This window comes from Reella acinonychis, assembly GCF_052828705.1.
Genome location: NZ_CM128256.1, coordinates 620,921 through 644,987, shown reverse-complemented (window position 1 = coordinate 644,987; position 24,067 = coordinate 620,921). Strand labels below are relative to the sequence as shown.

The window sequence follows — 24,067 nt, the reverse complement described above, 5'->3', positions numbered from 1 at the left end:
TTAAACAAAACACAGAAAAATATGCCTTTCTCTAGTTGACTTTTACGAATTAAGCCAATTTCCCTGTAATTCGGCACCATTCCTCACGTTCTACCACAGGATCAAGACTGAATTTTTGTTGGTAAGTTTCACATACTGAAGGCGCTTGACTCGCTAAAATCCCTGATAAACCTAAATCACCATTGTCATTTGCCAGTTGGCTAATAATCGGGTAAAGCTCTTTTAGTGGCCCTGCCAAAATGTTCGCCACCACAATATCGGCTTTTAAATCTTCTGATTTTTCGTGCGATAAGAAAAGTTGTAGGCGATCTGCTACACCATTTTGTTCCGCATTATTGCGGCTCGCTAAAATTGCTTGCGGATCAATATCAATTCCCACCGCACTTTTCGCGCCTAATTTGAGTGCAGCAATCGCTAAAATACCTGAGCCACAACCAAAATCAATCACTGTTTTTCCTTCAAGATCTAAACTATCCAACCATTCTAAACAAAGCGCTGTAGTGGGATGTGTGCCTGTACCAAATGCCAAACCGGGATCAAGCATCACATTAACCGCATTTTCATCGGGCACTTCACGCCAAGTTGGGCAAATCCATAAACGCTTGCCGAATTGCATTGGATGGAAATTATCCATCCACTCACGTTCCCAATCCTTATCTTCAATTTGCTCAATTTTATAAGCAAAATCAGTTTCCAATAAGCCACTCTGCTGAAGTGCGGTTAAAATAGGCTGCATATCTGTTTCTGCATCAAATAACGCCATTACATCTGTATTGCCCCAAAGACGTGTTTCGCCCGGTAATGGCTCGAAAATCGGGGTATCTTGGCTGTCCATAAAGGTAACAGATACGGAACCTAATTCTTCCAAAAAATCGCTAATTTTTTCTGCTTTTTCATTGGTGCTATTCAAACGAATTTGTACCCAAGCCATAATCATTCCTTCTTATTCAAGTAAAAAGTGCGGTTATTTCCACCGCACTTTTGTTTGTTACTGTACTACAATCAACCCAATCGCGCCTTTATCTGCCTGCATTAAATCTGCCGCGCCAAAAATAAAGGGCTGCGAATTGGAGGATAAATTATCAAATTTCACTAATAATGAGGCTTGTTTTTCAATCCAAACCGCATCTTTCCACACCAGCTCATCACTTGTCGTTTGCACATTGTCTTTGCTTTCAATCAGGAATTTTGCCCCTTGAATACGAAAGCCAGTCGCGGACGAAACAGACAACGTCCAACGTTCCACTGAACCTTGTTTCGCATTCACATCAATGCGGCGAGGATCAAAACGTTTTTGATTAATCATTGAGTTGAGCGTATCCAAATGGAATTGGCGCTCTTGTGCAATTTCCGTTGGTAAACTAGCATACTGACTAAATTGGTAATCAGGTTTATTGGTGAAAACAGAAAGTAAACCTTCTGGACGCAATTCTAATACGGTATTGTCGCTAAGTTGGTTATCACTATCGAAGAAAAGTCCCACTTTATCAATAAAACCACGTTTTTTACCCACAATTAAACTAACGTTGCCACCTTCATTGAGATCCACCAATAATTCAATACGTTCACTTATTCCAAGCATGACAGAAGTCACTTTTTTAGGCTGTGGAAGAAATCCTTGATCCTGTGCAATAACGAAAAACTCGCGATCATCATCTAAACGTAATTCATAGGCTCTGGATAACGAAGCATTGACTAAGCGTAAGCGAACCCAACCACGTGCCACATTTAAATAAGGAGCTTCTTGCCCATTAACCAACAAACGATTACCGAAAAAGTGCGGTTCATTTTGTTGAAATAATTGCGTTCCCTCATCATTGAGTTGTACATCCTGCAGAATTAGCGGAATATCGTTGACACCATATTTATTCGGTAAATTAGCTTTGCGGCTTTCATCATCTTCAATAATCCACATCCCAACTAAACCGCGGTAATTTTGATAAGCGGAGCTCGCAAGGGAACAAGATTGATAATAACAAGTCGCGGCTGATTGCGTAATTGGCACAATAGGGGCCCAATGTTGCCCTGTTTTTAAGCCATGACCAATACCGCCGAGGATATCACTACTTACTTGCAATCCCTGAATATTCATCGCCACAAGTTGTGGCAATAAATTGCGATAATTCAGCTTAACAAAATCCCCTTTTCTCACCTTAACAGTTGGTCCTAAATATTGTCCGTTAAAACCCCAAAGTTCTACGATTTTTTCATTGTTGACCTTAACTTGCGTGCTTTCTAAGCTAAGAAAAATAGGTTTACCTCGACGACTTTCTAACAATGGTGGAATACGCAAAGCCTCTCTGCTTGCCGCAATTAACGACATTGGCAATAGACTAATTGCTGAAGCAATAGCGGTTTGACGAAATAATTGGCGACGAGATAGCTTCATAGATTAACTCTGCTGTGATTGCGCAATTTCTTGATCTAATTCATTAATACGTTGTAGCATAATCTGATGGCAATAGCCGGCAAATTCACGTACATTTTCTTTGCTAAATTGACGACTATCAATAGGCGGCAACATTTCGCAAATCACCTTGCCATTATCCCAACGATTAAGATCAATTTTTCCTTGTGTCGTCGAACAAACCACAGGCACAATAGGCACATCTGCTGCTAAAGCTGCGTGAAATGCACCCGTTTTAAATGGTAGTAAACCTCGACCGCGACTACGAGTACCTTCAGGGAACATCCAAACGGATAAATCATCTTCATTGATACGACGAGCCAATTCGCCCATTGTATTATGCGCTTTATTACGATTATCTCGATCTAAAAGAATATTCCCCGTTGCCCAATACACTAAACCAAAAAAGGGAATCCAAATCAGGCTTTTTTTGCCCACACTAACAGTTCGAGGTCTCATCATATAAGCGATGGTCACCATATCATAATTATTTTGGTGATTGCCGATGTAAATACAACGCCCAAATTCCTCCACGTTATCAGGAAAACGATGTTCCACTTTTAAGCCAAACAAAGGATATAAACGTCCAAACCAACGCGCGACTACACTGACATTATTCGGGTTTCTAAAATGAATAAGCGAATAAATTGTGCCTAATAAACAAATCAAAATACAACAAAGCACAACAACAATAATTCTCGCAATTTTTAGCATAATAAAGTCCTTACAAAAATTTTAGCCAGTATAGCGGAAATCATGACTACTGTGTAGGATTTCGGATAAATGAAATAAAAAGTGCGGTTAAAAATAAATGAGTTTTAAAAGCCCCAATCGCAAGATTAGGGCTTTGATAAAGAAAATTAGATTTGAACTCTCTCTTTTGCTTCCGCAATGGCTTCGGCAACACGAATTGGAGAGACACCACCTTTTGCACAACGTTTATCAAGACAAGATTGTAATGAGAGAATGTCGTAAACATCTTCATCAACTACATCGCTGAATTGACGGAATTCGGCAACACTGAGATCTTCTAAACCTTTTTGTACTTTGATTGCATATACCACTGTTTCACCAACAATATGGTGTGAATCGCGGAATGGTACGCCTTTCGCCACTAAGTAATCGGCTAATTCTGTTGCATTTGAATAGCCTTTTAATGCTGCTTCGCGTGTACGTTCTACATTCACTTTGATATCTTCAAGTACAAAAACAGCCATGCCTAAACAATCATGCCAAGTGTCTAAGGCATCAAAAATGCCTTCTTTATCCTCTTGCATATCTTTGTTGTAAGCGAGAGGCAAGCCTTTTACTGTGGTTAACATACCCATTAACGAGCCGATTACACGCCCTGTTTTACCACGAATGAGTTCACATGCATCGGGGTTTTTCTTCTGTGGCATTAATGAAGAGCCTGAAGTAACACGATCAGATAATTCGACAAAATCTGCTTCCCCGCTGTTAAAAATAATCATATCTTCTGCAAAACGCGAAAGGTGCGCCATACTTAAAGACGCTGCGGAAAGTAATTCAATAATATGATCGCGATCAGATACGCTATCTAAACTGTTACGTGTCGCGCTACTAAAACCTAAGTCTTTTGCTAATAATTCACGATCAATCGGATAAGCCGTCCCTGCTAAGGCACCACTCCCCAATGGACAAGTATTCATTCGGTTATAAGCATCTGTTAAACGAGAATAATCACGTTCTAACATTTCCACATAAGCCATGCACCAATGAGCAAAACTAATGGGTTGTGCACGTTGTAAATGCGTATATCCTGGCATAACTGCATGTTGATTCTGCTCAGCTGTTTGCACTAATTTGGCTTGAAATTCACGAATAGCATATTTCAAATCAATCACTTGCTGTTTGCACCACATTTTGATATCAAGTGCAACTTGGTCATTTCGGCTACGACCTGTGTGCAATTTTTTACCAAGATTGCCCACTTTATCAATTAACTTACTTTCAACCCAGCTATGAATATCTTCCGCGTCATCTTGCAAAATCGCTTGTGGATTTGACCGCACTTCGATTAATAATTCATTGAGCGCTTTCTCTAATTGTTGTTGTTCCTCTTGGCTCAGCACATTTACGGTGACTAAAGCCTTTGACCAACCAATCGAGCCTTCAATATCTTGTTCTGCTAAACGATAATCAAAACGTAGTGAATCATTAAAATCTTTAAAACGTTTATCTGCCGCTTGGGTAAAACGACCGCCCCATAGAGCCATATGTTATTCCTTTTATATTTTAAGTTATTTAATTAGGTGAAAGCGAAGTTAAGGTGTAATTCGGGTACCAATGATTTCGCCTGCAAAAAGTGCGGTGAGTTTTTCAGGATATTTCCAATTAGCAATATCAACCCCACTATTAAGCATTTTTGCTGCTTCCAATGCGGCATTCACTTTAACAATCATACCATCAGTAATCACTTTATCTGCGATTAACTGCTCAATTTGTGCGGCATTTAATTGCGGAATAAGTTGTTTATTGCCATCAAGCACGCCATTTACATCAGAAAGCATAACTAAATCAGCACCAATCAATGCAGCAATCGCAGTTGCGGCTTGATCTGCATTAACATTCATCAATCGACCTTGTTCATCAACAGCAATGGAGGTAATGATCGGTAAAAATGCGCCAGCGAGTAAATTGTCTAATAAAGTAGGATCATTTGGCACAACGTTCGCCACATGACCTAATTCTTCGTCTAATTGAGAGGCTTTGGTCATGTTACCATCGGCTAAGCAAAGCCCCACAGGATTGAGGTTAAATTTTGCAGCCTGCGCGACCAAAGTTTTGTTCGCGGTTCCCGCTAAGGCACCAACAATAATGTCGATTTGATCACTTGGTGTAACGCGCAATCCATTTTTCTTTTGCACTGGTAGATTTAAGCGTTTCATTAAATCATCCACTAGGCAGCCACCACCATGAACAATAAGCAGTGGACGAGCAAAATCTTTCGCATAATTAGCTAAAGCAGTGAATAAATTTTCCATTGCAACAGGTGTATCGAGCAATACACCACCAAGTTTTATCACTAAAGGTTTCATCTTATTTTCCTTATATTAATGCCAAGGCTTCAGGGTAACCAAAACGAATATTAGCACATTGGACTGCTTGCGCTGCCGCCCCTTTTAATAAATTGTCCTCTGCGCCCACAATAATAATGTGACCATTTTGGGTTGCAAAACCAATATCGCAATAAGGCGTGAATTCAACCGCTTTAATGCTAGGTAAACCCTGCTCATATAAACGCACTAATGGGCGATGATTATAATATTGTTGATAAGCCGATTTGATTTGTTCATCTGTTACGCCCGCTTTTAATTTAGCTGTAATGGTCGCGAGAATGCCACGTTTGAAATTCCCTAAGTGCGGTGTAAAAATCACTTCCGTTCCTAAATGTGTGGCTATTTCAGGTTGATGACGATGATTAAATACGCCATAAGCATTTAAGCTCACCTCACAGAAACTGCTAGTTAAAGAAGCCTTACGCCCCGCGCCACTAACACCACTCACCGCATTAATAACAGGCAAATGTGTTAACTCTAATAAATGATTTTCAATCAGAGGTTTGAGGCAAAGTTGAGAAACCGTCGGATAACACCCCGCCACAGCAACCAAATCCGTTTCTTCAATTTGTTTATAATTCCATTCCGCTAACCCATAAACTGCTTGCGCTAATAATTCAGGATATTTATGTTCAAAGCCATAGAATTGCTGATAAAACTCTGGGTTATTTACGCGGAATGCACCTGATAAATCAAAGACTTGGCAGCCATTTTGCAAGAAAATAGGTGCAATATTATGGCTGACTTCATGTGCAGTAGCTAAAAATACCATATCCGTCTGAATCGCTAAGTTTTCTAATTGCTCAGGCAAAGGCTGTAACACAAGATCACAAATTGAACGCAGCTGAGGATATAAATGAGAAATCGGTTTATGCGCATCTTGGCTTTGGCTCGACACATAAAGTCCGGCTAAGTCAAAATGGGGATGGCGAGTGAGAATTTGTGCAAGTTCTGCGCCAGTATAACCACTTGCGCCAATAATGATTGCTTTTTGTGTCATGATTTATCCCGTATAATATAAGAAACAGCCATTCTATTGATTATTTATGCTATTATTCTGCATAAATATTTAAAAATCAACCATTATAGGTTAATGCAATGAAAAAATTTCCATCATTTCTTAATATGTATGCTGACCTCATCGCTTCACCAACGATTAGTAGCCTCTCACAAAACGAAGATCAATCTAACCGCGCTTTAATTGAATTGCTCGCGACTTGGTTGCAAGATTTAGGTTTCCGAGTGGATATTTTACCCATTGAGAATACGCATAAGTATAATCTACTTGCTACTTATGGTGAAGGTGAAGGAGGATTATTGCTATCTGGGCATACGGACACCGTTCCTTTCGATGAAGGACGTTGGCAATTCAATCCCTTCAAACTTACCGAAAAAGACGGAAAATTATATGGGCTTGGTACAGCGGATATGAAAGGCTTTTTTGCTTTTGTATTGGATGCTATTCAACAAATTGACCTAACTAAATTAACTAAGCCATTGCGCATATTAGCTACCGCAGATGAGGAAACTTCTATGCTCGGCATTCGCACTTTTGTACAACATAGCCATATTCGTCCTGATTGTGCCATTGTGGGCGAGCCGACCTCCTTACGTCCTGTACGAGCGCACAAAGGGCATTTAGCCAAAGGGCTGCGCATTATTGGTAAAAGTGGACATTCAAGCGATCCTGCTCGTGGCATTAACGCCATTGATATCATGCACCAAGCAACAGGTTATTTGATTGAAATGCGCAATGAATTACAACAAAAATATCATCATGCTGGTTTTGAAGTGCCTTATCCAACCATGAATTTTGGTTCAATTCAAGGAGGAGATGCGGTCAATCGTATTTGTGCTTGTTGTGAATTACATTTTGATTTACGTCCTTTGCCTGCGATGACCGTCAATGATTTGGATGATATGTTACGTGAAAAACTGGCCCCACTCTTTGAACAATATGGCGATCGATTGAGTTTACAAAATTTGCATGAACCAACTCCAGGTTATGAATGTGAACATTCTGCCCAAGTGGTGCAAGTGGTCGAAAAATTACTAGGTGAGAAATGTGAAATTGTGAATTACTGCACAGAAGCACCATTTATCCAACAACTTTGCCCAACATTAGTGCTTGGACCGGGTTCAATAGAACAAGCTCATCAACCAGATGAATACCTGTCCACTGAATTTATTCAACCAACAAGAGACTTGTTGACCAAATTAATCGCTCACTTCTGCTAATCAAAAAGTGCGGTGAATTTCACCGCACTTTTGTTTTTTCTGACTCAAACCACTGCCTTGCTTCTCGTTCATCTTGCTGAATTTGTTCTTTAAGCGCCTCAAGTGAAGGGAATTTCATTTCATCCCTTAGCTTATGGCAAAATTCAACTTGAATATTTTCACCATATAAATTCTGATTGAAATCAAAGAGATGCACTTCCAACAATTGACGAACACCATTTACTGTTGGGCGTAATCCTATATTCGCAACGCCTTGTACTAACAATCCATTTTTCAATATCACTTGTACCGCATACACGCCTTTAATTGGTGTAACTTGCCGTTGTAAGCGGATGTTCGCAGTGGGAAAACCAATGGTGCGTCCCAATTTTTTACCATGAATCACTTTGCCCCAAATGCGATAAGGACGCCCCAATAAAGTCTGTGCTTGTGCCAACTGATTGTCGGCTAATGCTTCTCGAATCGCAGTGCTACTAACACGCAGTTCATTTAGACAAAAAGTGCGGTTATTTTCTACCTCAAATCCATATTTATTGCCGACCTCTTGCAACAAGACGAAATTACCTTGCCTCATTGCGCCAAAATGAAAATCATCGCCAATACTGAGAAACTTCACTTTTAATTTTTCAACTAATAAGGTATCAATAAAGGCCTGAGCTGTTTGTTCAGCAAAAGTGCGGTCAAATTTAGCGCAAATCACATAATCTACACCGGCTTGCTGTAAATAATGCAATTTATCACGTAACCGCATTAAACGAGCAGGCGCTTTTTCCCCCAGAAAATATTCTCGAGGTTGTGGCTCAAATATCATTACCGCTGTAGGCAAATTGAGCGTTTTCGCCTTTTGTGTTAGATGGCGCAAAATAGCTTGATGACCTAAATGGACACCATCAAAATTACCAATCGTTAGCGCACAAGCAGGAAAGTCTGAGGGAATTTGTCTTATTCCACGAATAAGCTGCATATTAATCTAAGATAAAATCTGTTTTATAAAAATGTGTCGACATTTTAATTAAAAATAATAAAAAATCCACTCAACTTTTCAGTTGAGTGGATAATTCATTAGTGAAAACTAATTACATCGCTTGAGTAAAGGTACGAGTAATTACGTCTTGTTGTTGCTCTTTAGTTAAAGAGTTGAAACGAACTGCGTAACCAGATACACGAATGGTTAATTGAGGATATTTCTCTGGATTTTCCATTGCGTCTAGTAACATTTCGCGGTTCATTACGTTAACATTTAAGTGTTGACCACCTTCTACTGTTGCTTCGTGGTGGAAATAACCATCCATTAAGCCCGCAAGGTTACGTTTTTGTGCTTCATAATCTTTACCTAACGCATTTGGTACGATTGAGAAGGTATAAGAAATACCGTCTTTCGCATAAGCAAATGGCAATTTAGCAACTGAGGTTAATGAAGCTACCGCACCTTTTTGGTCACGACCATGCATTGGGTTAGCACCTGGTCCAAATGGTGCACCTGAACGACGACCATCTGGAGTATTACCTGTTTTCTTACCATAAACCACGTTAGAAGTAATAGTAAGTACTGATTGTGTAGGTACTGCATTACGATAAGTTTTGTGAGTTTGAATTTTCTTCATGAAACGTTCAACTAAATCTACCGCAATATCATCTACACGTGGGTCGTTATTACCGAATTGTGGATATTCGCCTTCGATTTCGAAGTCAATTGCAACATTAGATGCAATAACATTGCCTTCTTTATCTTTGATATCGCCACGAATTGGTTTTACTTTCGCATATTTAATCGCAGATAATGAGTCAGCCGCAACAGAAAGACCTGCGATACCACAAGCCATTGTGCGATAAACATCGCGATCATGGAATGCCATTAACGCAGCTTCATAGCTGTATTTATCATGCATAAAGTGGATGATATTTAATGCAGTAACATACTGAGTTGCTAACCAATCCATAAAATTATCTAAACGAGGCATTACATCGTCAAAGCTTAATACTTCGTCTTTGATTAGATCTGTTTTTGGACCAACTTGTAAGCCTGATTTTTCATCAATACCACCGTTGATTGCGTATAATAATGTTTTCGCTAAGTTTGCACGTGCACCGAAGAATTGCATCATTTTACCTACAATCATTGGGCTCACGCAGCAAGCAATTGCGTAGTCATCATTATTGAAGTCTGGGCGCATTAAGTCATCGTTTTCATATTGAACTGATGAAGTATCAATAGATACTTTCGCACAATAACGTTTGAATGCTTCAGGTAATTGTTCAGACCATAAAATAGTTAAGTTTGGCTCTGGTGATGGCCCCATTGTGTAAAGGGTGTGTAAGATACGGAAGCTGTTTTTAGTTACTAAAGTACGACCGTCTAAACCCATACCCGCTAAGGTTTCTGTTGCCCACATTGGGTCGCCTGAGAATAATTGATCATATTCTGGTGTACGTAAGAAACGAACCATACGTAATTTCATTACTAAGTGGTCAATTAATTCTTGTGCTTCTTGTTCAGTGATAACACCTTTTTGTAAGTCACGTTCGATGTAAATATCTAAGAAGCTAGATACACGACCGAATGACATAGCTGCACCATTTTGAGATTTAACCGCTGATAAATACGCAAAATAGGTCCATTGAACCGCTTCTTGTGCATTTGTTGCTGGATTTGAAATATCAAAACCATAAGATGCAGCCATTTCTTTCATTTTGCCTAAAGCGCGGTGTTGTTCAGCAATTTCTTCACGTAATTGAATTGTTGCTTGGATATCTTCACCCGCTTCTAAGCGAGGTTGTAATGAAGCAAATTGTTTTTTCTTATCTGCCATCAAGAAATCTGCGCCATATACAGCTAAACGACGGTAGTCACCGATAATACGGCCACGACCATAAGCATCTGGTAAACCAGTGATTACGCCAGATTTGCGGCAGCGTAAAATGTCTGGGGTGTAAACATCAAATACACCTTGGTTATGCGTTTTACGATATTCAGTAAAAATATGTTCAACTTGTGGATCAAGTTTACGACCATAAACTTCACAAGACCCTTTAACCATTTTGATACCACCAAATGGCATGATAGCGCGTTTTAATGGCGCATCAGTTTGTAAACCAACAATCTTTTCAAGATCTTTATTGATGTAACCAGGTTTGTGTGAAGTAATTGTTGATGGGTTGTCTGTATCGAAATCTAACGGCTCATGCGTTTTATTTTCGATTTTGATGCCTTCCATCACTTGAGCCCACAACGCTTGAGTTGCAGGAGTCACTTCAGCTAAAAAAGACTCGTCGCCTTCATATGGGGTGTAGTTTGTTTGAATGAAGTCACGTAAGTTAACTTCTTCTTGCCAAACACCAGGTTTAAAACCTTCCCATGCTTTTTTTTGCGCTTCAGTTAATTGAGCCATAATACTTCCTTTAGTACTAATAATTGAAAGAAAAACGTTTATAAGTGCGGTCAAAACCCATACAGTTTTGACCGCACTTTTGAACTAAAATTCAGCAGTATTTGTTACTATTAATGATGATCATGTGGTCTATTAGTATACCACTGCATTAACGCAACACAAACACCGCCACCGACAATATTACCAAGGGTAACTGGAATTAAATTTTTCACTACAAAGTGATATACATCCAAATCCGCATATTGTTCTGGATTAATCCCTAGTGCTTGCCAAAACTCTGGGGTACTAAAATGTGCGGTAACCATGCCCATTGGGATCATAAACATATTCGCCACACTGTGTTCAAAACCAGCTGATACAAATAAGCCGATTGGTAAAATCTGAACTAAAATTTTATCCGTTAAGGTTTTACCTGCATATGTCATATATACAGCTAAACACACCATGATGTTACACAAAATACCTAAGCAGAATGCTTCATACCAAGTATCATGATGAATTTTATGTTGTGCGGTTTTTAATATTGTTAAACCCCATTGACCATTCGCTGCCATCGTCTGACCAGCAAACCAGATCAACATGACAATAAATAACGCTCCAACAAAATTACCAAAATAAACAACTACCCAGTTGCGAAGCATTTGGAAAAGAGAAATTTTTCCTTCTGCTTTTGCTACCATGGTCATGGTTGATGATGTAAATAATTCACATCCCAAAATAACAACCATAATTACCCCAACAGAGAAAACTAATCCCCCAACTAATTTAGTTAATCCCCAAGGAGCACCTGCACTGGCAGTTTGAGTAGTAGTATAGAAAACAAAGGCTAGAGCAATTAATGCACCGGCAGTAATTGCAGATAGGAAAGAATAGAATTGATGTTTTTTGGCTTTATACGCACCAGCTGATGAACAAATTTCCGCCATGGTAGCAGGTGTCGCCATTACCGTTGATACATTTTCTTCGTTTTTCATAGTTTAGTACCTTTTATGAATTATATTAATTAAGCACCCTAAACGACAGAGTAAAACTAAAATTTTTTTGAAAATTTACAACTTTTTTTAGGTCTCTAATTATAATCCTCTCGCCACTGAATGCCAAATAGATTTTTAATATAATACGCCCAAAAAATTGAGCTGGGTCAAAAGTTAGTGATTAAATTGCTATTTTAGCTATTTTCTGATAAAAAAGCGGAAAATGATGGCTATCTTATATTGAGGAATATTGTTATGGCAGAAGAAACTATTTTCAGTAAAATCATTCGTAAAGAAATTCCAGCGGATATTGTATATCAAGACGATTTGGTCACCGCATTTCGCGATATTGCACCACAAGCTAAAACCCATATTTTAATCATTCCGAACAAGCTTATTCCAACCGTTAATGATGTGACGCAAGAAGATGAAGCCATATTAGGTCGCCTTTTCACTGTTGCAGCAAAAATTGCCAAACAAGAAGGCATTGCCGAAGACGGTTACCGTTTAATTATGAATTGCAACAAACATGGCGGACAAGAAGTTTTCCATATTCATATGCATTTAGTTGGTGGCGAGCCATTAGGCAGAATGTTAGCAAAATAACGATGATGAAAAAAATTACCTTAATTTTAACCGCACTTTTACTGGCTGCTTGTTCGAGTAAACCCAATTTAGTGCACACTCAGCAACCTATACTCAATATTTCAGCGGAATTACATCCGCTGATTGAGGCTGAGGTATCAAGTCATTCAGCTTGGATAAAAAATAAAACCGGCCAAAATCTAGGCGTTAAATACGATTTATTTTGGTATACAGAAAATGGGGTAACTCAGCCTGTCAGCACAACACAGGATCAATATAGCGCAACACTATTATTAACCCCTTTACAAAAACAGGCAATTTCGCTTACTCGTCCAACACCTGAAAGTGTAAATTATCGTCTATATTTAAGATTACAATAATGTCAACTTTGCTTATCGACCTTAAGGGTCAACAACTAGAATCGCAAGAAATTGAATTACTTGAACACCCTTTGGTTGCAGGATTAATTCTTTTTAGTCGCAATTTTTACGATCGCGAACAAATTCAAGCCTTAATAAAAGAAGTTCGCCAGCGCGTCAAGAAACCCTTATTAATAACAGTGGATCAAGAGGGAGGACGTGTTCAGCGTTTTCGCGAAGGCTTTACTGCACTACCAGCTATGCAATCCTTCGCTGAAATTTATGATGATCCATTTCAGCAAGAAATACTTGCTCAACAAGCGGGTTGGCAAATGGCCGCGGAAATGACCGCACTTGATATTGATTTAAGTTTCGCTCCAGTGCTTGATATGGGGCACCAATGTAAAGCTATTGGTGATAGAAGCTTTCATTGCGAATTACAACATACCCTTCGTTTAGCCACTGCTTTTATTAAAGGCATGAAACAAGTAGGAATGGCAAGTACGGGAAAACATTTTCCGGGTCATGGGCATGTCATTGCAGATAGCCACCTAGAAACGCCTTATGATGAACGTCCAAGCGCGGTGATTTTTGCGCAAGATATTCAGCCTTTCCAACAATTAATCCAGCAAAATTTGCTTGATGCAATTATGCCAGCTCATGTGATCTATACGAATTGCCATGATCAACCTGCCAGTGGTTCAACATTCTGGTTGCAACAAATTTTACGCCAACAATTAGGCTTTAATGGTGCGATTTTCTCCGATGATTTAGGTATGAAAGGCGCAAGTTTTATGGGTGATTTTGTTTCACGTTGTGAAAAGGCTTTATCTGCAGGTTGTGATTTATTGTTGCTCTGTAATGAGCCTGAAGGGGTTGAGCAAGTATTGGATAATTTAAAACTTGCTGAAAATCCACCGCACTTTGCTGCTCGCCAACAGCGTTTACAAACATTATTCAAAAAACAGCACTGCACTTGGTCCGAATTAACCAAAACACAACGTTGGTTGGATAATCATAAATCCTTGGCAGCATTGCAAGAACAATGGCTAGAGAAAAAAGCGAGCTAACATGCATTGCCCTCATTATCAAAATGGCCGCTGTCGTTCATGTGCTTGGTTAGAAAAAGACTACGCACAACAACTTGAAGAAAAACAACAGCATTTAAAACAACAATTGTCTGAACTGGATTTAACTGAAGTTGAATGGCAGATGCCTTTTCAATCTGAACAACACGCTTTCCGCAATAAAGCGAAAATGGTGGTCAGCAACAGTGTTGAACGCCCGATTTTAGGCATTGTCAATGCGGATAATAAAGCCGTTGATTTAACCGATTGTCCGCTTTACCCCACAACTTTTTCCGCATTATTCCCTGTGCTAAAAGATTTTATTGCTCGTGCAGGTTTGGTACCTTACAACATCATTAAACAAAAAGGTGAATTAAAATATATTCTGCTCACAGAAAGCCGTTATTCTGGGCATTTTCTATTGCGTTTCGTGTTAGCCTCAGAAAAGAAAATCCCGTTGATTCAACGAGAATTAGCCGGATTATTGACAAAATTACCGCAATTGAAAGTCGTCACTGCCAACATTCAACCACAACACGCTGCCATTTTAGAAGGTGAAAAAGAAATATTTTTGACAGAGCAAACTGTACTAGAAGAACAGTTTAACCAAATTCCGCTATTTATTCGCCCACAAGGCTTTTTCCAAACTAACCCTCGCGTTGCTGAAGCCCTATATTCCAGTGCACAACAATGGGTGAAAGATTTGCCTATTCATTCATTGTGGGATTTATTTTGTGGTGTAGGAGGATTTGGCTTACATTGTGCACAAGCATTATCAACCCAAAATTCTCATATTGAATTAACTGGCATTGAAATTTCCCCATCAGCTATTTATTCCGCCAATTTATCAGCGCAAAAATTAGGGTTAAATAATGTCAGATTTCAATCCTTGGATGCTGCACATTTTGCGCTTCATCAACAGAACAAACCCGATTTGGTTATTGTAAACCCACCTCGCAGGGGAATTGGTAAGGCCCTAGCAGAGTTTCTCAATCAATTACAACCGCAGTTTATTTTATATTCCAGTTGTAATGCCACAACGATGGGCGATGATCTACAATATCTGACCGACTATCGTATGCAGAAGATTCAACTGTTTGATATGTTTCCACATACGAGTCATTATGAAGTGCTCAGTCTATTGAAATTAAAGAATTGATTTTTTAATTAACCCAATTACCATTTCTATCTATATATCCAGTATAGCCTTTGTAAGTAACTTTAGCTTTTCCTTTAATAAATCTTTCTGCATAATCTAATTCTGGTCTAATTACCCAATTCCCTTGCAAATCAATAAACCCCCATTTTCCATCTAGACATTTACCATTCGAAATATACCCTCCACTATATACTCCAGCCAGCCCATCACTTTCACTAAATGCAGCAACACTACAAAAATGAGGAGGAAGAATATATTCCCCAGTTTGATTAATAAATCCCCATAAACCATTATCAATTTGCACCGCGGCTCTTCCTCTTGAAAAACGACCTACATTTGCGAATTGAGGTGTAATGACTATATTTCCTTTTTTATCAATAAATCCCCAAAGACCATTTTGTTCGAATTTAGCTAAACCATCATAATATTTACTCTTTTGAGCAATTCGTTTACTTCGCTTTTCTCTCATTTCATCAAATAAATACAAATTCTCAATAAAAAGTTTTGTATTTTTACTAATAATCTCGTCCATGACATTTCCATTCAATCCTTGGAACTCAGGTACAAATTGCAGTGCTCTATTTATAACATTTGGATAATTAAAAAATGTAACATTTTCATGTTGCGGATCTGTTTCTACTAAAGAATAATTAATAAAAGAACTTAACATATCAAAATCAAAACATCCCTTTTTATTATTAGATCTAGAGTAGCAATTATTTACCCATCTTGATAATTCAGAAAAATCTTTCACTTTATAGGATTCATGAACGAAGTCACTTATAGTTTGACGCAATTGCTCATTTGTCATAACAAACTTATCTAACTCTACATTATGAGAATTTGTAGATGGTTCAATTACAGTGTCTATATTATCAACTCTATCTGCTTTGATGTGGTTATATACAAACATACTAATTATTGTAATCAATATAATACTAATCAACGCTATATTTGGGGAAATAGAAAACTTCCTTTTTTTTGGCAAGCCCAGTTCATTAGGAATAGGAGAATTCCAATCTATGTTATCTAACTCAATCGGGTAAAAAATTAATTTTGTATTTTTCCATTGATATAATAACCAAAATAAAACAGCAGTACCGACTATATCCAATCGATAATGATTGGAAAATTTCCAACTACCTAAACCAAAAGCAGCTCCAGAAATAATTGCTAATATAACAACTAAGAACAAAATAAAAATAAAATTACACCAATAAGCAAATTTGAATTTTTTATATAAACTGTAAGTATGTACTATAAAAATAAATGATAATATCCATCCATCATGTTCAAGTTTAAACATAGATAAAATAATGAGAGAAGGATAAAAGAGATATGTAAAAAAACGATAAATATAAAGGTTAAGACGTGAATAAAGCTGTTCCATAAAATTATTCTCCGATCAATTAACTACTATCAAATGACGCTTACGAATTCCAGTAAACGCCAACATTGAAAAATAGCTGATTGCAGCGAGGCTGATTAACCACACTAACCAATGTACACGTTTAATAAAACCCATTGCATTCCATTGTTCAAGGTTTGGACTGAAATAATAGACTAAGCTTCCCATCACAATCGCAGCTAGCAAAACTTTCGCAAAAAACACCGCACTTTGACGGCTAAAATGATAGATATCATCTTTAACCAAGCCGCGATAAAGCAAATAAGCATTTAGGGTCGCCGACATCACTGATGCCATAGCCAAACCAACATAGCTGAACCAATAAGCAAGAATGTTAAAACCCATATTGCTTATCATAGCGATAATACCAATTTTTACCGGCGTTTTAGTATCTTGGCGCGCATAGTAACCATTCGCCAAAATCTTAATCAGCATAAAACTGAGTAAACCCGTATTAAACGCCCACAATGATAAGGAAGCCGATTTTACATCAGTTAGTGTAAACTCACCACGCATAAATAAGGTGAGTAACATAGGTTGTGCAAGCACCGCAATACCGATCATTGCTGGTACGCCTAGCAATAAAATCATTCGCACGCCCCAATCCATTGTATGACGAAAATCAACGACACTTTGTGGATTGTCGCTTTGATTAACATGCTGTCTGGCCAAAGTTGGTAGAATTACAGTAGAAATAGCGATACCGAATAAGCCGAGAGGAAATTCTAATAGACGATCGGAATAATATAGCCAGCTAATTGAACCTGTCATTAAGAAACTGGCAATAAAAGTATCAAGCAATAAATTAATTTGGCTAACGGATACGCCAAATAAAGCGGGAATCATCAGTGTTCTGATTTTTTTCACTCCCGGATCATTCCATGCCCATTTGGGTTTGACTAATAAACCCGCTTTTTTTAAGAAAGGGATTTGGAATAAAAATTGCAGTAAACCACCAATAAAAATACCTATGGCTAACGCTAAATCAGGGCTTTCTAATTGAGGTGCTAAAAAAAGTGCGGTGGAAATCATCGCAATATTTAGCAATACTGGTGAGAAAGACATGACGCCAAATTTCCCTAAAGTATTTAGAATAGCGCCAGATAGAGCAACAAAGGTGATAAACCACAAATAAGGGAAAGTAATTTTGAGTAGCAAAGAGGCTTGTTCAAATTTGGCTGCGTTGGGTCCATCATTTAACCAATCCATAAACCAGCCAGTACCAAAAATCGCCGCAACAACAGGGGAAAAGAACATAGCGAACAAAGTCACTATAGTTACTAAACCACCCAATGTGCCAGATACTTTAGCAATAAATTGCTGCGTTTTGCTTAAATCACCTGATTTTTGATATTCAGCTAGAACGGGAACAAACGCCTGTGAAAATGCCCCTTCAGCAAATAATCGGCGCAAAAAATTGGGAATACGGTTGGCAAATAAAAATACATCTGCGGCAGCTCCTGCCCCAATAATATTAGCTATCACTACATCACGCACCAAACCTAAAATACGTGATAATAAGGTCATTGTACTAACAATAATGCCTGATTTTAAAAGTCGTTTACTCAAAATAAAAGTCCGCTGTATAAAAAATTAGCTTAATTTTATAGAAATTTCACATTTTAGCTATATTCTAATGAAAAAAACTGATAAAATCTCGCCCACATCGTTATTTTGATCGCTTAACGGCTTATAGCGAAACCCAAAACGGTGGAAACATTCGGTTGTGTCTCACCGAAACCAACAAATTTTGTAGAGCCGATAATCGGTAATTCGTTTAATTAACACAGATTTTTAGGAGTTTGACCTTGGCTAATATCAAGTCAGCAAAAAAACGTGCGATTCAATCTGAAAAACGCCGTCAACATAACGCAAGCCAACGCTCAATGATGCGTACATTCATCAAAAAAGTTTACGCAGCAATCGCAGCAGGTGATAAAGCAGTAGCAGAAACAGCATTCGTTGAAATGCAAAAAGTTGTGGATCGTATGGCATCTAAAGGCTTAATCCACGCAAACAAAGCTGCAAACCACAAATCAAAATTAAGTGCTCGTATCAAACAATTAGCATAATTATTTGATTTAAAATTGCATAAAAAGAAACCGCAGTTCAAATGAATTGCGGTTTTTTTATTGCTAAGCAATCACTATAATGTTTTGACTAACTTTTTCAAGTATTCTTTAAACTCTTTACCTAACACATTATGTTGCAAACCATATTCAACAAAGGCTTGCATATAGCCTAATTTATCTCCACAGTCAAAAGATTCGCCTGTCATTTGGAAAGCTTCGACTGTTTCTTGATTAATAAGCATATCAATGGCATCTGTTAGCTGGATCTCATCGCCAACACCAACAGGTGTTTTCTCTAATAAATCCCAAATTGCTGCAGAGAATACATAACGCCCTACAACAGCAAGATTTGATGGTGCTTCTTCTACACTTGGTTTTTCTACCATACGAACAATTTTAGCACTCTCACCATTTTTAAAATCTACGCCATCACAATCAGCAATCCCGTAGCTACTCACATCTTTAGGATCGACCGCTGCAACCATAATCTGACTTGCCTGAGTTTGTTTAAAACGCTGAATCATCGCCGCTAAGTTCTCTGTTTTTTGGTTTGCGGTAAAATCAGCAAGTAACACGTCAGGTAAAACAACAGCAAATGGCTCACGACCAACCACAGGCAAGGCGCATAATACAGCATGTCCTAAACCTTTCGCATTACCTTGTCTAACGTGCATAATAGTCACATCTTTCGGGCAAATAGAACGTACTTCTTCTAAAAGCTGACGCTTAACGCGCTTTTCTAGCATGGTTTCCAGCTCAAAAGAAGTATCAAAATGGTTTTCGATCGCATTTTTTGATGAATGAGTAACAAGGACAATTTCTTTCACCCCTGCATTAATACATTCATTTACCACATATTGAATTAAAGGTTTATCAACCAAAGTTAGCATTTCTTTTGGAATCGCTTTGGTTGCAGGCAACATACGTGTTCCTAAACCCGCAACAGGAATAACAACTTTCATTTCTTTTTCCTTAAAAAAGACCGCACTTTGTATAAAGTGCGGTGTGTTTTATACTTATTTTATTGGCGTAATAACGCTAAAATTTCATCGGTTTTTTCTTTCATCAGCGCTTTATCACCGCGTGTTTCAAGATTCAAACGAACGACTGGTTCTGTATTAGAGCTACGTAAATTAAAGCGCCAATTTGGATATTCAATACTGATACCATCAATTTCATTCACATCTACTGCATCTTTCTCATAAGCTGCACGTACACGAGCAATAGAGGCTTTTGCATCCGTTAATTTACTATTGATTTCACCTGGTGATGGGTAAGTATCAATACTTTCATTCACTAATTCGCCTAATGTTTTACCGGAAGTGCACACTAATTCCATCACTAATAACCATGGAATCATACCACTATCACAATAGTAGAAATCGCGGAAATAATGGTGTGCTGACATTTCACCACCATATACTGCATCCACTTCACGCATTTTTTCTTTAATGAAAGAGTGACCGGATTTAGACATAACAGGTACACCGCCATTTCCTTCCACTAATTTAATCGTATTCCAAATTAAGCGTGGATCGTAAATAATTTTCGCACCTTGTTGTTTTTGGCTAAATGCTTGTCCCAATAAACCAACTACATAATAGCCTTCAATAAATCCGCCTTTCTCATCAAAGAAGAAACAGCGGTCAAAGTCACCATCAAACGCAATACCCATATCTGCTTTATGCGCTAACACCGCATCAATGGTGTCTTGACGGTTCTCATGCAAAATTGGATTAGGGATACCATGAGGGAAAGTACCATCTGGATTGTTATGGACTTTAATAAATTCCACAGGCACACGACGAGCTTTAAATTGTGCTTCGATCGCATCAATAACATGACCTGCCGCACCATTACCCGAATTGATCACTAATTTTAATGGTTTAATGTTGTCCAAATTAACATAGGAAAGTAAACGTTCAACATATTCGCCAATCACAGATTGTTGTTTGTAAGTACCGCGTTGCGTAACGGCTGGGAAATTATTTTCTTCCGCTAAGCGTTGAATATCAGCAAGACCTGTTTCAGAACTAATTGGACGAGATCCCTCGCGAACTAATTTCATACCATTGTAGTCCATTGGGTTATGGCTTGCGGTAACTTCAATACCACCATCTGTATTCAAGAAAGACGTTGCGAAATAAACTTCCTCTGTTCCCACTTCGCCTAAATCGATCACATTTACGCCTGAATCTAACAAACCATTTGTTACCGCACTTTTTAGCTCTTTACTTGTTAAGCGGACATCGCCGCCTACAACAATTGTTTTTGGTTTTAAGTATTGACCAAAAGCACGACCAATGCGATATGCAATATCAACATTTAATTCGTCACCTAAACGACCACGAATATCATAGGCTTTAAAACAAGTTAATTTAGACATAGGGATCTCCTTATTCAATCTCAGGCTGCTCGGCATGTTGAGATTTGATTCGTTGATAAATTTCTTTCCGATGAACGGAAATATCTTTTGGCGCTCTCACACCAATTTTTACTTGATTGCCACGTACATTTAATACAGTAACTTCAATATCATCGCCAATGAGCAAGCTCTCACCAATTTTGCGTGTCAAAATCAGCATACAAACCCTCCTTATATGATTTTAATAAGTGTTTGTAACATCCTTATTTGATAACACTCACTACCATATCCCTTACGTCTCCTTTAATATGGTAGCTTTTCGTTAAAATTACAGATTCCCTGTTAACCATTCCTGTGCAACACTTAATGCAGATGCAACATTCTCAGGTTGTGAGCCACCAGCCATTGCCATATCAGGACGACCACCGCCTTTACCACCCACATGCTGAGCCATCAAATTAACCAATTCTCCAGCTTTCACTTTATTGGTAAGATCAGAAGTCACCCCAACAATTAAATTCACTTTATCTTCTACAACAGAAGCAAAGACCACAACTGCGGATCCTAATTGATTTTTCAGATCATCCACCATTACACGTAATGCTTTCGCATCCAAACCATCAAGTTGCTGTACAATAGTTGAAACACCATTTATTTTCACCGCACTTTGCGCTAAATTTGCACCCGCCTGCATTGCGGCTTTTTCTTTCAATTGTTGCAACTCTTTTTCTGCTTTTTTCGCTTTATCTTGTAGCTGATGAATTTTCTCAGGCAGTGAAACCACATCAGATTTCAATAAGTCAGCGGCTTGCTGCAAAATAGATTGTTGTTCATGTAACCATGCCAATGCTTGCTCACCTGTCACCGCTTCCACACGACGAATGCCAGCAGCAACAGCCCCTTCAGATACTAGCTTAAATAGCCCAATTTCCCCTGTTTGTGTCACGTGTAAGCCACCACAGAGTTCAATAGAGAAAGGACTCATAGACACAACGCGCACCACATCACCATATTTCTCACCAAACAATGCCATTGCACCTTTTGCTTTCGCCTCATCAATGCTCATTTCTTCGGTGATCACAGGATGATTTGCACGAATATGATGATTAACAATACGTTCAACTTCCGCCAATTGCTCTTTTGTAACAGCCTCAGGTTGCACAAAGTCAAAACGCAATCCTGAATCTGTAACCAATGAACCTTTTTGTGCTACATGATCGCCTAACACTTGGCGTAATGCCGCGTGCAATAAATGGGTAGCACTGTGATTTAGTTTTATGTTCTGGCGTCTTACCACATTCACTGTCGCCGTCACTGTTTGTCCAACCGCTAAGTTGCCTTGCGCTAATTCACCAATATGTCCAACAACTTGACCATATTTTTGTGTATCTTTCACATCAAATTGCATACCAGATGCGATAATTTCGCCGCTATCGCCAATTTGACCTCCCATTTCTGCATAAAATGGCGTGTTATCTAAAATGATAACAGCACTTTGTCCCGCAGAAATAGATTCAACTGCTTCGCCACCTTGGAAAAGTGCGGCGACTTTTGCTTGAGTTTCTGATGCAGTATAACCTTCGAATTGTGTTTCGCCATCAACTCGAATGACATTATTGTAATCCATACCAAATTGGCTGGCAGATTGAGCGCGTAAACGTTGTGCTTCCATTTCTTTTTGGAAACCATCTTCATCAATACGGATATTACGTTCGCGACAAACATCTGCGGTTAAATCCAATGGAAACCCATAGGTATCGTACAATTTAAATGCTACTTGCCCAGACAGCTCACCGTTCTTCACATTGGCTAGCGCTTCATCTAACAGGGTTAAACCACGTTCTAACGTACGTGCAAATTGTTCTTCTTCTAAACGCAATAATTTTTCAACGTTGGCTTGTTTTTCTTTAACTTGTTTACCCGCTTCCGCCATAACCTCAATTAAGGTTGGCACAAGCTTATAGAAAAAGGTTTCTTTAGCACCTAATAAGTGACCATGACGTACCGCACGACGAATAATGCGACGTAATACATAACCACGACCTTCATTTGATGGAATCACTCCATCTGCAATTAAATAGGCACAAGAACGAATATGGTCGGCAATCACGCGTAATGATTTATTATCTAAATCTTTTACGCCGAGAATTTCTGCGGTCTTCGCAATTAATTTTTGGAAGATATCAATTTCATAGTTGGAATTAACGTGCTGCATAACAGCAGTCATACGCTCTAAGCCCATGCCAGTATCCACTGATGGTTTTGGTAATTTTTCCAAAGTCCCATCAGCCAAACGGTTAAATTGCATGAACACGATATTCCAAACTTCGATATAACGATCGCCATCTTCTTCAGGTGTACCCGGCAGACCGCCCCAATGTTGTTCACCATGGTCATAGAAAATTTCAGTACAAGGACCACAAGGGCCAGTATCACCCATAGCCCAGAAATTATCTGAAGCATAAGGTGCACCTTTGTTATCGCCAATACGAATAATATGCTCTGCAGGCACGCCTACTTCGTTATGCCAAATGTTATAGGCTTCGTCATCTGTTGCATAAACAGTGACATATAATTTTTCTTTTGGTAATCCCAGCCATTGTGGCGATGTTAAATATTCCCAACCGAATTGAATCGCATCATGTTTAAAATAATCACCAAAACTAAAGTTACCCATCATTTCAAAGAATGTGTGGTGACGAGCGGTGTAACCTACATTTTCTAAGTCATTATGTTTACCACCAGCACGAACACAACGCTGTGCAGTTGTCGCTCTAGTGTATGAACGTTTTTCTAAACCTAAAAAAACATCTTTAAATTGGTTCATACCAGCATTGGTAAAAAGTAAGGTAGGATCGTTTTCAGGAACTAAGGAACTACTTTCCACAATTTGATGACCTTTACTGTGGAAAAAGTCTAAAAAGGATTGTCTAATTTCTGCAGTTGTTTTCATAAATGTTATGA

General features: G+C 38.6%; 21 protein-coding genes. 6 read left to right on the top strand and 15 right to left on the bottom strand.

Annotated features, from left to right (window positions below; translation table 11 throughout):
* Positions 1–49: 49 nt before the first annotated feature.
* The 6 genes from prmA to argC all read right to left on the bottom strand — a co-directional run bounded on the left by prmA (position 50) and on the right by argC (position 6,487).
* Positions 50–931: a 50S ribosomal protein L11 methyltransferase gene (prmA, locus tag ACUXZ4_RS03150; RefSeq protein ID WP_464973596.1), complete on the bottom strand. Its 882-nt coding sequence runs from the start codon at positions 929–931 to the stop codon at positions 50–52.
* Between the two features lie 57 nt (positions 932–988).
* The gene (locus ACUXZ4_RS03145) at positions 989–2,389 is read right to left on the bottom strand and encodes a multicopper oxidase domain-containing protein (protein WP_464973595.1); all 1,401 of its coding nucleotides are present in this window, start codon (positions 2,387–2,389) and stop codon (positions 989–991) included.
* Between the two features lie 3 nt (positions 2,390–2,392).
* Positions 2,393–3,121, bottom strand: a complete 729-nt coding sequence (locus ACUXZ4_RS03140; RefSeq protein WP_464973594.1) for a 1-acylglycerol-3-phosphate O-acyltransferase — start codon at positions 3,119–3,121, stop codon at positions 2,393–2,395.
* A gap of 146 nt (positions 3,122–3,267) precedes the next feature.
* Positions 3,268–4,644, bottom strand: a complete 1,377-nt coding sequence (gene argH, locus ACUXZ4_RS03135; protein ID WP_464973593.1) for an argininosuccinate lyase — start codon at positions 4,642–4,644, stop codon at positions 3,268–3,270.
* 48 nt (positions 4,645–4,692) lie between these two features.
* Positions 4,693–5,466 (bottom strand): acetylglutamate kinase, encoded by a 774-nt coding sequence (gene argB, locus ACUXZ4_RS03130; RefSeq protein ID WP_464973592.1) that lies wholly within the window; start codon positions 5,464–5,466, stop codon positions 4,693–4,695.
* A 10-nt stretch (positions 5,467–5,476) separates the two neighbouring features.
* Positions 5,477–6,487, bottom strand: coding sequence for an N-acetyl-gamma-glutamyl-phosphate reductase (gene argC / locus ACUXZ4_RS03125; RefSeq protein WP_464973591.1), 1,011 nt, complete (start codon positions 6,485–6,487; stop codon positions 5,477–5,479).
* 98 nt (positions 6,488–6,585) lie between these two features.
* On the opposite strand from argC, the gene argE reads away from it, so the two are divergent.
* The gene (argE, locus tag ACUXZ4_RS03120) at positions 6,586–7,725 is read left to right on the top strand and encodes an acetylornithine deacetylase (protein WP_464973590.1); all 1,140 of its coding nucleotides are present in this window, start codon (positions 6,586–6,588) and stop codon (positions 7,723–7,725) included.
* A gap of 19 nt (positions 7,726–7,744) precedes the next feature.
* Here argE and ribF read toward each other — a convergent pair whose 3' ends face one another.
* The 3 genes from ribF to focA form a co-directional block, all read right to left on the bottom strand.
* Positions 7,745–8,689, bottom strand: a complete 945-nt coding sequence (gene ribF, locus ACUXZ4_RS03115) for a bifunctional riboflavin kinase/FAD synthetase (protein ID WP_464973589.1) — start codon at positions 8,687–8,689, stop codon at positions 7,745–7,747.
* A gap of 112 nt (positions 8,690–8,801) precedes the next feature.
* Positions 8,802–11,114 (bottom strand): formate C-acetyltransferase, encoded by a 2,313-nt coding sequence (pflB, locus tag ACUXZ4_RS03110; protein ID WP_464973588.1) that lies wholly within the window; start codon positions 11,112–11,114, stop codon positions 8,802–8,804.
* 110 nt (positions 11,115–11,224) lie between these two features.
* Positions 11,225–12,088: a formate transporter FocA gene (gene focA, locus ACUXZ4_RS03105; protein WP_464973587.1), complete on the bottom strand. Its 864-nt coding sequence runs from the start codon at positions 12,086–12,088 to the stop codon at positions 11,225–11,227.
* Positions 12,089–12,343: 255 nt separating this feature from the next.
* Between focA and hinT the strand changes: the two genes are divergently transcribed.
* The 4 genes from hinT to rlmC are packed head-to-tail and all read left to right on the top strand — an operon-like array spanning position 12,344 to position 15,258.
* A complete protein-coding gene (gene hinT / locus ACUXZ4_RS03100) occupies positions 12,344–12,694 on the top strand; it encodes a purine nucleoside phosphoramidase (RefSeq protein WP_464973586.1) in 351 nt (116 codons plus the stop codon).
* Positions 12,695–12,696: 2 nt separating this feature from the next.
* Positions 12,697–13,053: a putative periplasmic lipoprotein gene (locus ACUXZ4_RS03095; RefSeq protein ID WP_464973585.1), complete on the top strand. Its 357-nt coding sequence runs from the start codon at positions 12,697–12,699 to the stop codon at positions 13,051–13,053.
* Positions 13,053–14,102, top strand: a complete 1,050-nt coding sequence (gene nagZ, locus ACUXZ4_RS03090) for a beta-N-acetylhexosaminidase (protein WP_464973584.1) — start codon at positions 13,053–13,055, stop codon at positions 14,100–14,102. Before ACUXZ4_RS03095 ends, nagZ begins: the two co-directional genes overlap by 1 nt.
* Before the next feature lies 1 nt (position 14,103).
* Positions 14,104–15,258: a 23S rRNA (uracil(747)-C(5))-methyltransferase RlmC gene (gene rlmC, locus ACUXZ4_RS03085; RefSeq protein WP_464973583.1), complete on the top strand. Its 1,155-nt coding sequence runs from the start codon at positions 14,104–14,106 to the stop codon at positions 15,256–15,258.
* A 4-nt stretch (positions 15,259–15,262) separates the two neighbouring features.
* On the opposite strand, the gene ACUXZ4_RS03080 is transcribed toward rlmC, so the two are convergent.
* Positions 15,263–16,648 carry a WG repeat-containing protein gene (locus ACUXZ4_RS03080; protein WP_464973582.1) on the bottom strand — a complete coding sequence of 462 codons (1,386 nt, stop codon included), beginning with the start codon at positions 16,646–16,648 and terminating at the stop codon, positions 15,263–15,265.
* 15 nt (positions 16,649–16,663) lie between these two features.
* Complete coding sequence (gene murJ, locus ACUXZ4_RS03075; RefSeq protein WP_464973581.1) at positions 16,664–18,235, bottom strand: murein biosynthesis integral membrane protein MurJ; 1,572 nt, start codon at positions 18,233–18,235, stop codon at positions 16,664–16,666.
* Between the two features lie 239 nt (positions 18,236–18,474).
* Between murJ and rpsT the strand changes: the two genes are divergently transcribed.
* Positions 18,475–18,738, top strand: coding sequence for a 30S ribosomal protein S20 (gene rpsT / locus ACUXZ4_RS03070; RefSeq protein WP_464973580.1), 264 nt, complete (start codon positions 18,475–18,477; stop codon positions 18,736–18,738).
* A gap of 74 nt (positions 18,739–18,812) precedes the next feature.
* Here rpsT and galU read toward each other — a convergent pair whose 3' ends face one another.
* The 4 genes from galU to alaS all read right to left on the bottom strand — a co-directional run bounded on the left by galU (position 18,813) and on the right by alaS (position 24,056).
* Positions 18,813–19,700: a UTP--glucose-1-phosphate uridylyltransferase GalU gene (gene galU / locus ACUXZ4_RS03065; protein ID WP_464973579.1), complete on the bottom strand. Its 888-nt coding sequence runs from the start codon at positions 19,698–19,700 to the stop codon at positions 18,813–18,815.
* Positions 19,701–19,759: 59 nt separating this feature from the next.
* The gene (locus ACUXZ4_RS03060; RefSeq protein ID WP_464973578.1) at positions 19,760–21,124 is read right to left on the bottom strand and encodes a phosphohexomutase domain-containing protein; all 1,365 of its coding nucleotides are present in this window, start codon (positions 21,122–21,124) and stop codon (positions 19,760–19,762) included.
* Between the two features lie 10 nt (positions 21,125–21,134).
* Complete coding sequence (csrA, locus tag ACUXZ4_RS03055) at positions 21,135–21,323, bottom strand: carbon storage regulator CsrA (RefSeq protein ID WP_464973577.1); 189 nt, start codon at positions 21,321–21,323, stop codon at positions 21,135–21,137.
* Positions 21,324–21,431: 108 nt separating this feature from the next.
* Positions 21,432–24,056 (bottom strand): alanine--tRNA ligase, encoded by a 2,625-nt coding sequence (gene alaS / locus ACUXZ4_RS03050; RefSeq protein ID WP_464973576.1) that lies wholly within the window; start codon positions 24,054–24,056, stop codon positions 21,432–21,434.
* Positions 24,057–24,067 lie beyond the last annotated feature (11 nt).

Coding starts and splice junctions, on each gene's coding strand:
- pflB (WP_464973588.1), bottom strand. CDS start 11,114: ATGGCTCAATTAACTGAAGCGCAAAAAAAAGCATGGGAAGGTTTTAAA.
- csrA (WP_464973577.1), bottom strand. CDS start 21,323: ATGCTGATTTTGACACGCAAAATTGGTGAGAGCTTGCTCATTGGCGAT.
- ACUXZ4_RS03140 (WP_464973594.1), bottom strand. CDS start 3,121: ATGCTAAAAATTGCGAGAATTATTGTTGTTGTGCTTTGTTGTATTTTG.
- argB (WP_464973592.1), bottom strand. CDS start 5,466: ATGAAACCTTTAGTGATAAAACTTGGTGGTGTATTGCTCGATACACCT.
- nagZ (WP_464973584.1), top strand. CDS start 13,053: ATGTCAACTTTGCTTATCGACCTTAAGGGTCAACAACTAGAATCGCAA.
- prmA (WP_464973596.1), bottom strand. CDS start 931: ATGGCTTGGGTACAAATTCGTTTGAATAGCACCAATGAAAAAGCAGAA.
- galU (WP_464973579.1), bottom strand. CDS start 19,700: ATGAAAGTTGTTATTCCTGTTGCGGGTTTAGGAACACGTATGTTGCCT.
- argH (WP_464973593.1), bottom strand. CDS start 4,644: ATGGCTCTATGGGGCGGTCGTTTTACCCAAGCGGCAGATAAACGTTTT.
- argE (WP_464973590.1), top strand. CDS start 6,586: ATGAAAAAATTTCCATCATTTCTTAATATGTATGCTGACCTCATCGCT.
- alaS (WP_464973576.1), bottom strand. CDS start 24,056: ATGAAAACAACTGCAGAAATTAGACAATCCTTTTTAGACTTTTTCCAC.
- ACUXZ4_RS03060 (WP_464973578.1), bottom strand. CDS start 21,124: ATGTCTAAATTAACTTGTTTTAAAGCCTATGATATTCGTGGTCGTTTA.
- argC (WP_464973591.1), bottom strand. CDS start 6,487: ATGACACAAAAAGCAATCATTATTGGCGCAAGTGGTTATACTGGCGCA.
- ribF (WP_464973589.1), bottom strand. CDS start 8,689: ATGCAGCTTATTCGTGGAATAAGACAAATTCCCTCAGACTTTCCTGCT.
- ACUXZ4_RS03145 (WP_464973595.1), bottom strand. CDS start 2,389: ATGAAGCTATCTCGTCGCCAATTATTTCGTCAAACCGCTATTGCTTCA.
- hinT (WP_464973586.1), top strand. CDS start 12,344: ATGGCAGAAGAAACTATTTTCAGTAAAATCATTCGTAAAGAAATTCCA.
- ACUXZ4_RS03080 (WP_464973582.1), bottom strand. CDS start 16,648: ATGGAACAGCTTTATTCACGTCTTAACCTTTATATTTATCGTTTTTTT.
- rlmC (WP_464973583.1), top strand. CDS start 14,104: ATGCATTGCCCTCATTATCAAAATGGCCGCTGTCGTTCATGTGCTTGG.
- focA (WP_464973587.1), bottom strand. CDS start 12,088: ATGAAAAACGAAGAAAATGTATCAACGGTAATGGCGACACCTGCTACC.
- ACUXZ4_RS03095 (WP_464973585.1), top strand. CDS start 12,697: ATGATGAAAAAAATTACCTTAATTTTAACCGCACTTTTACTGGCTGCT.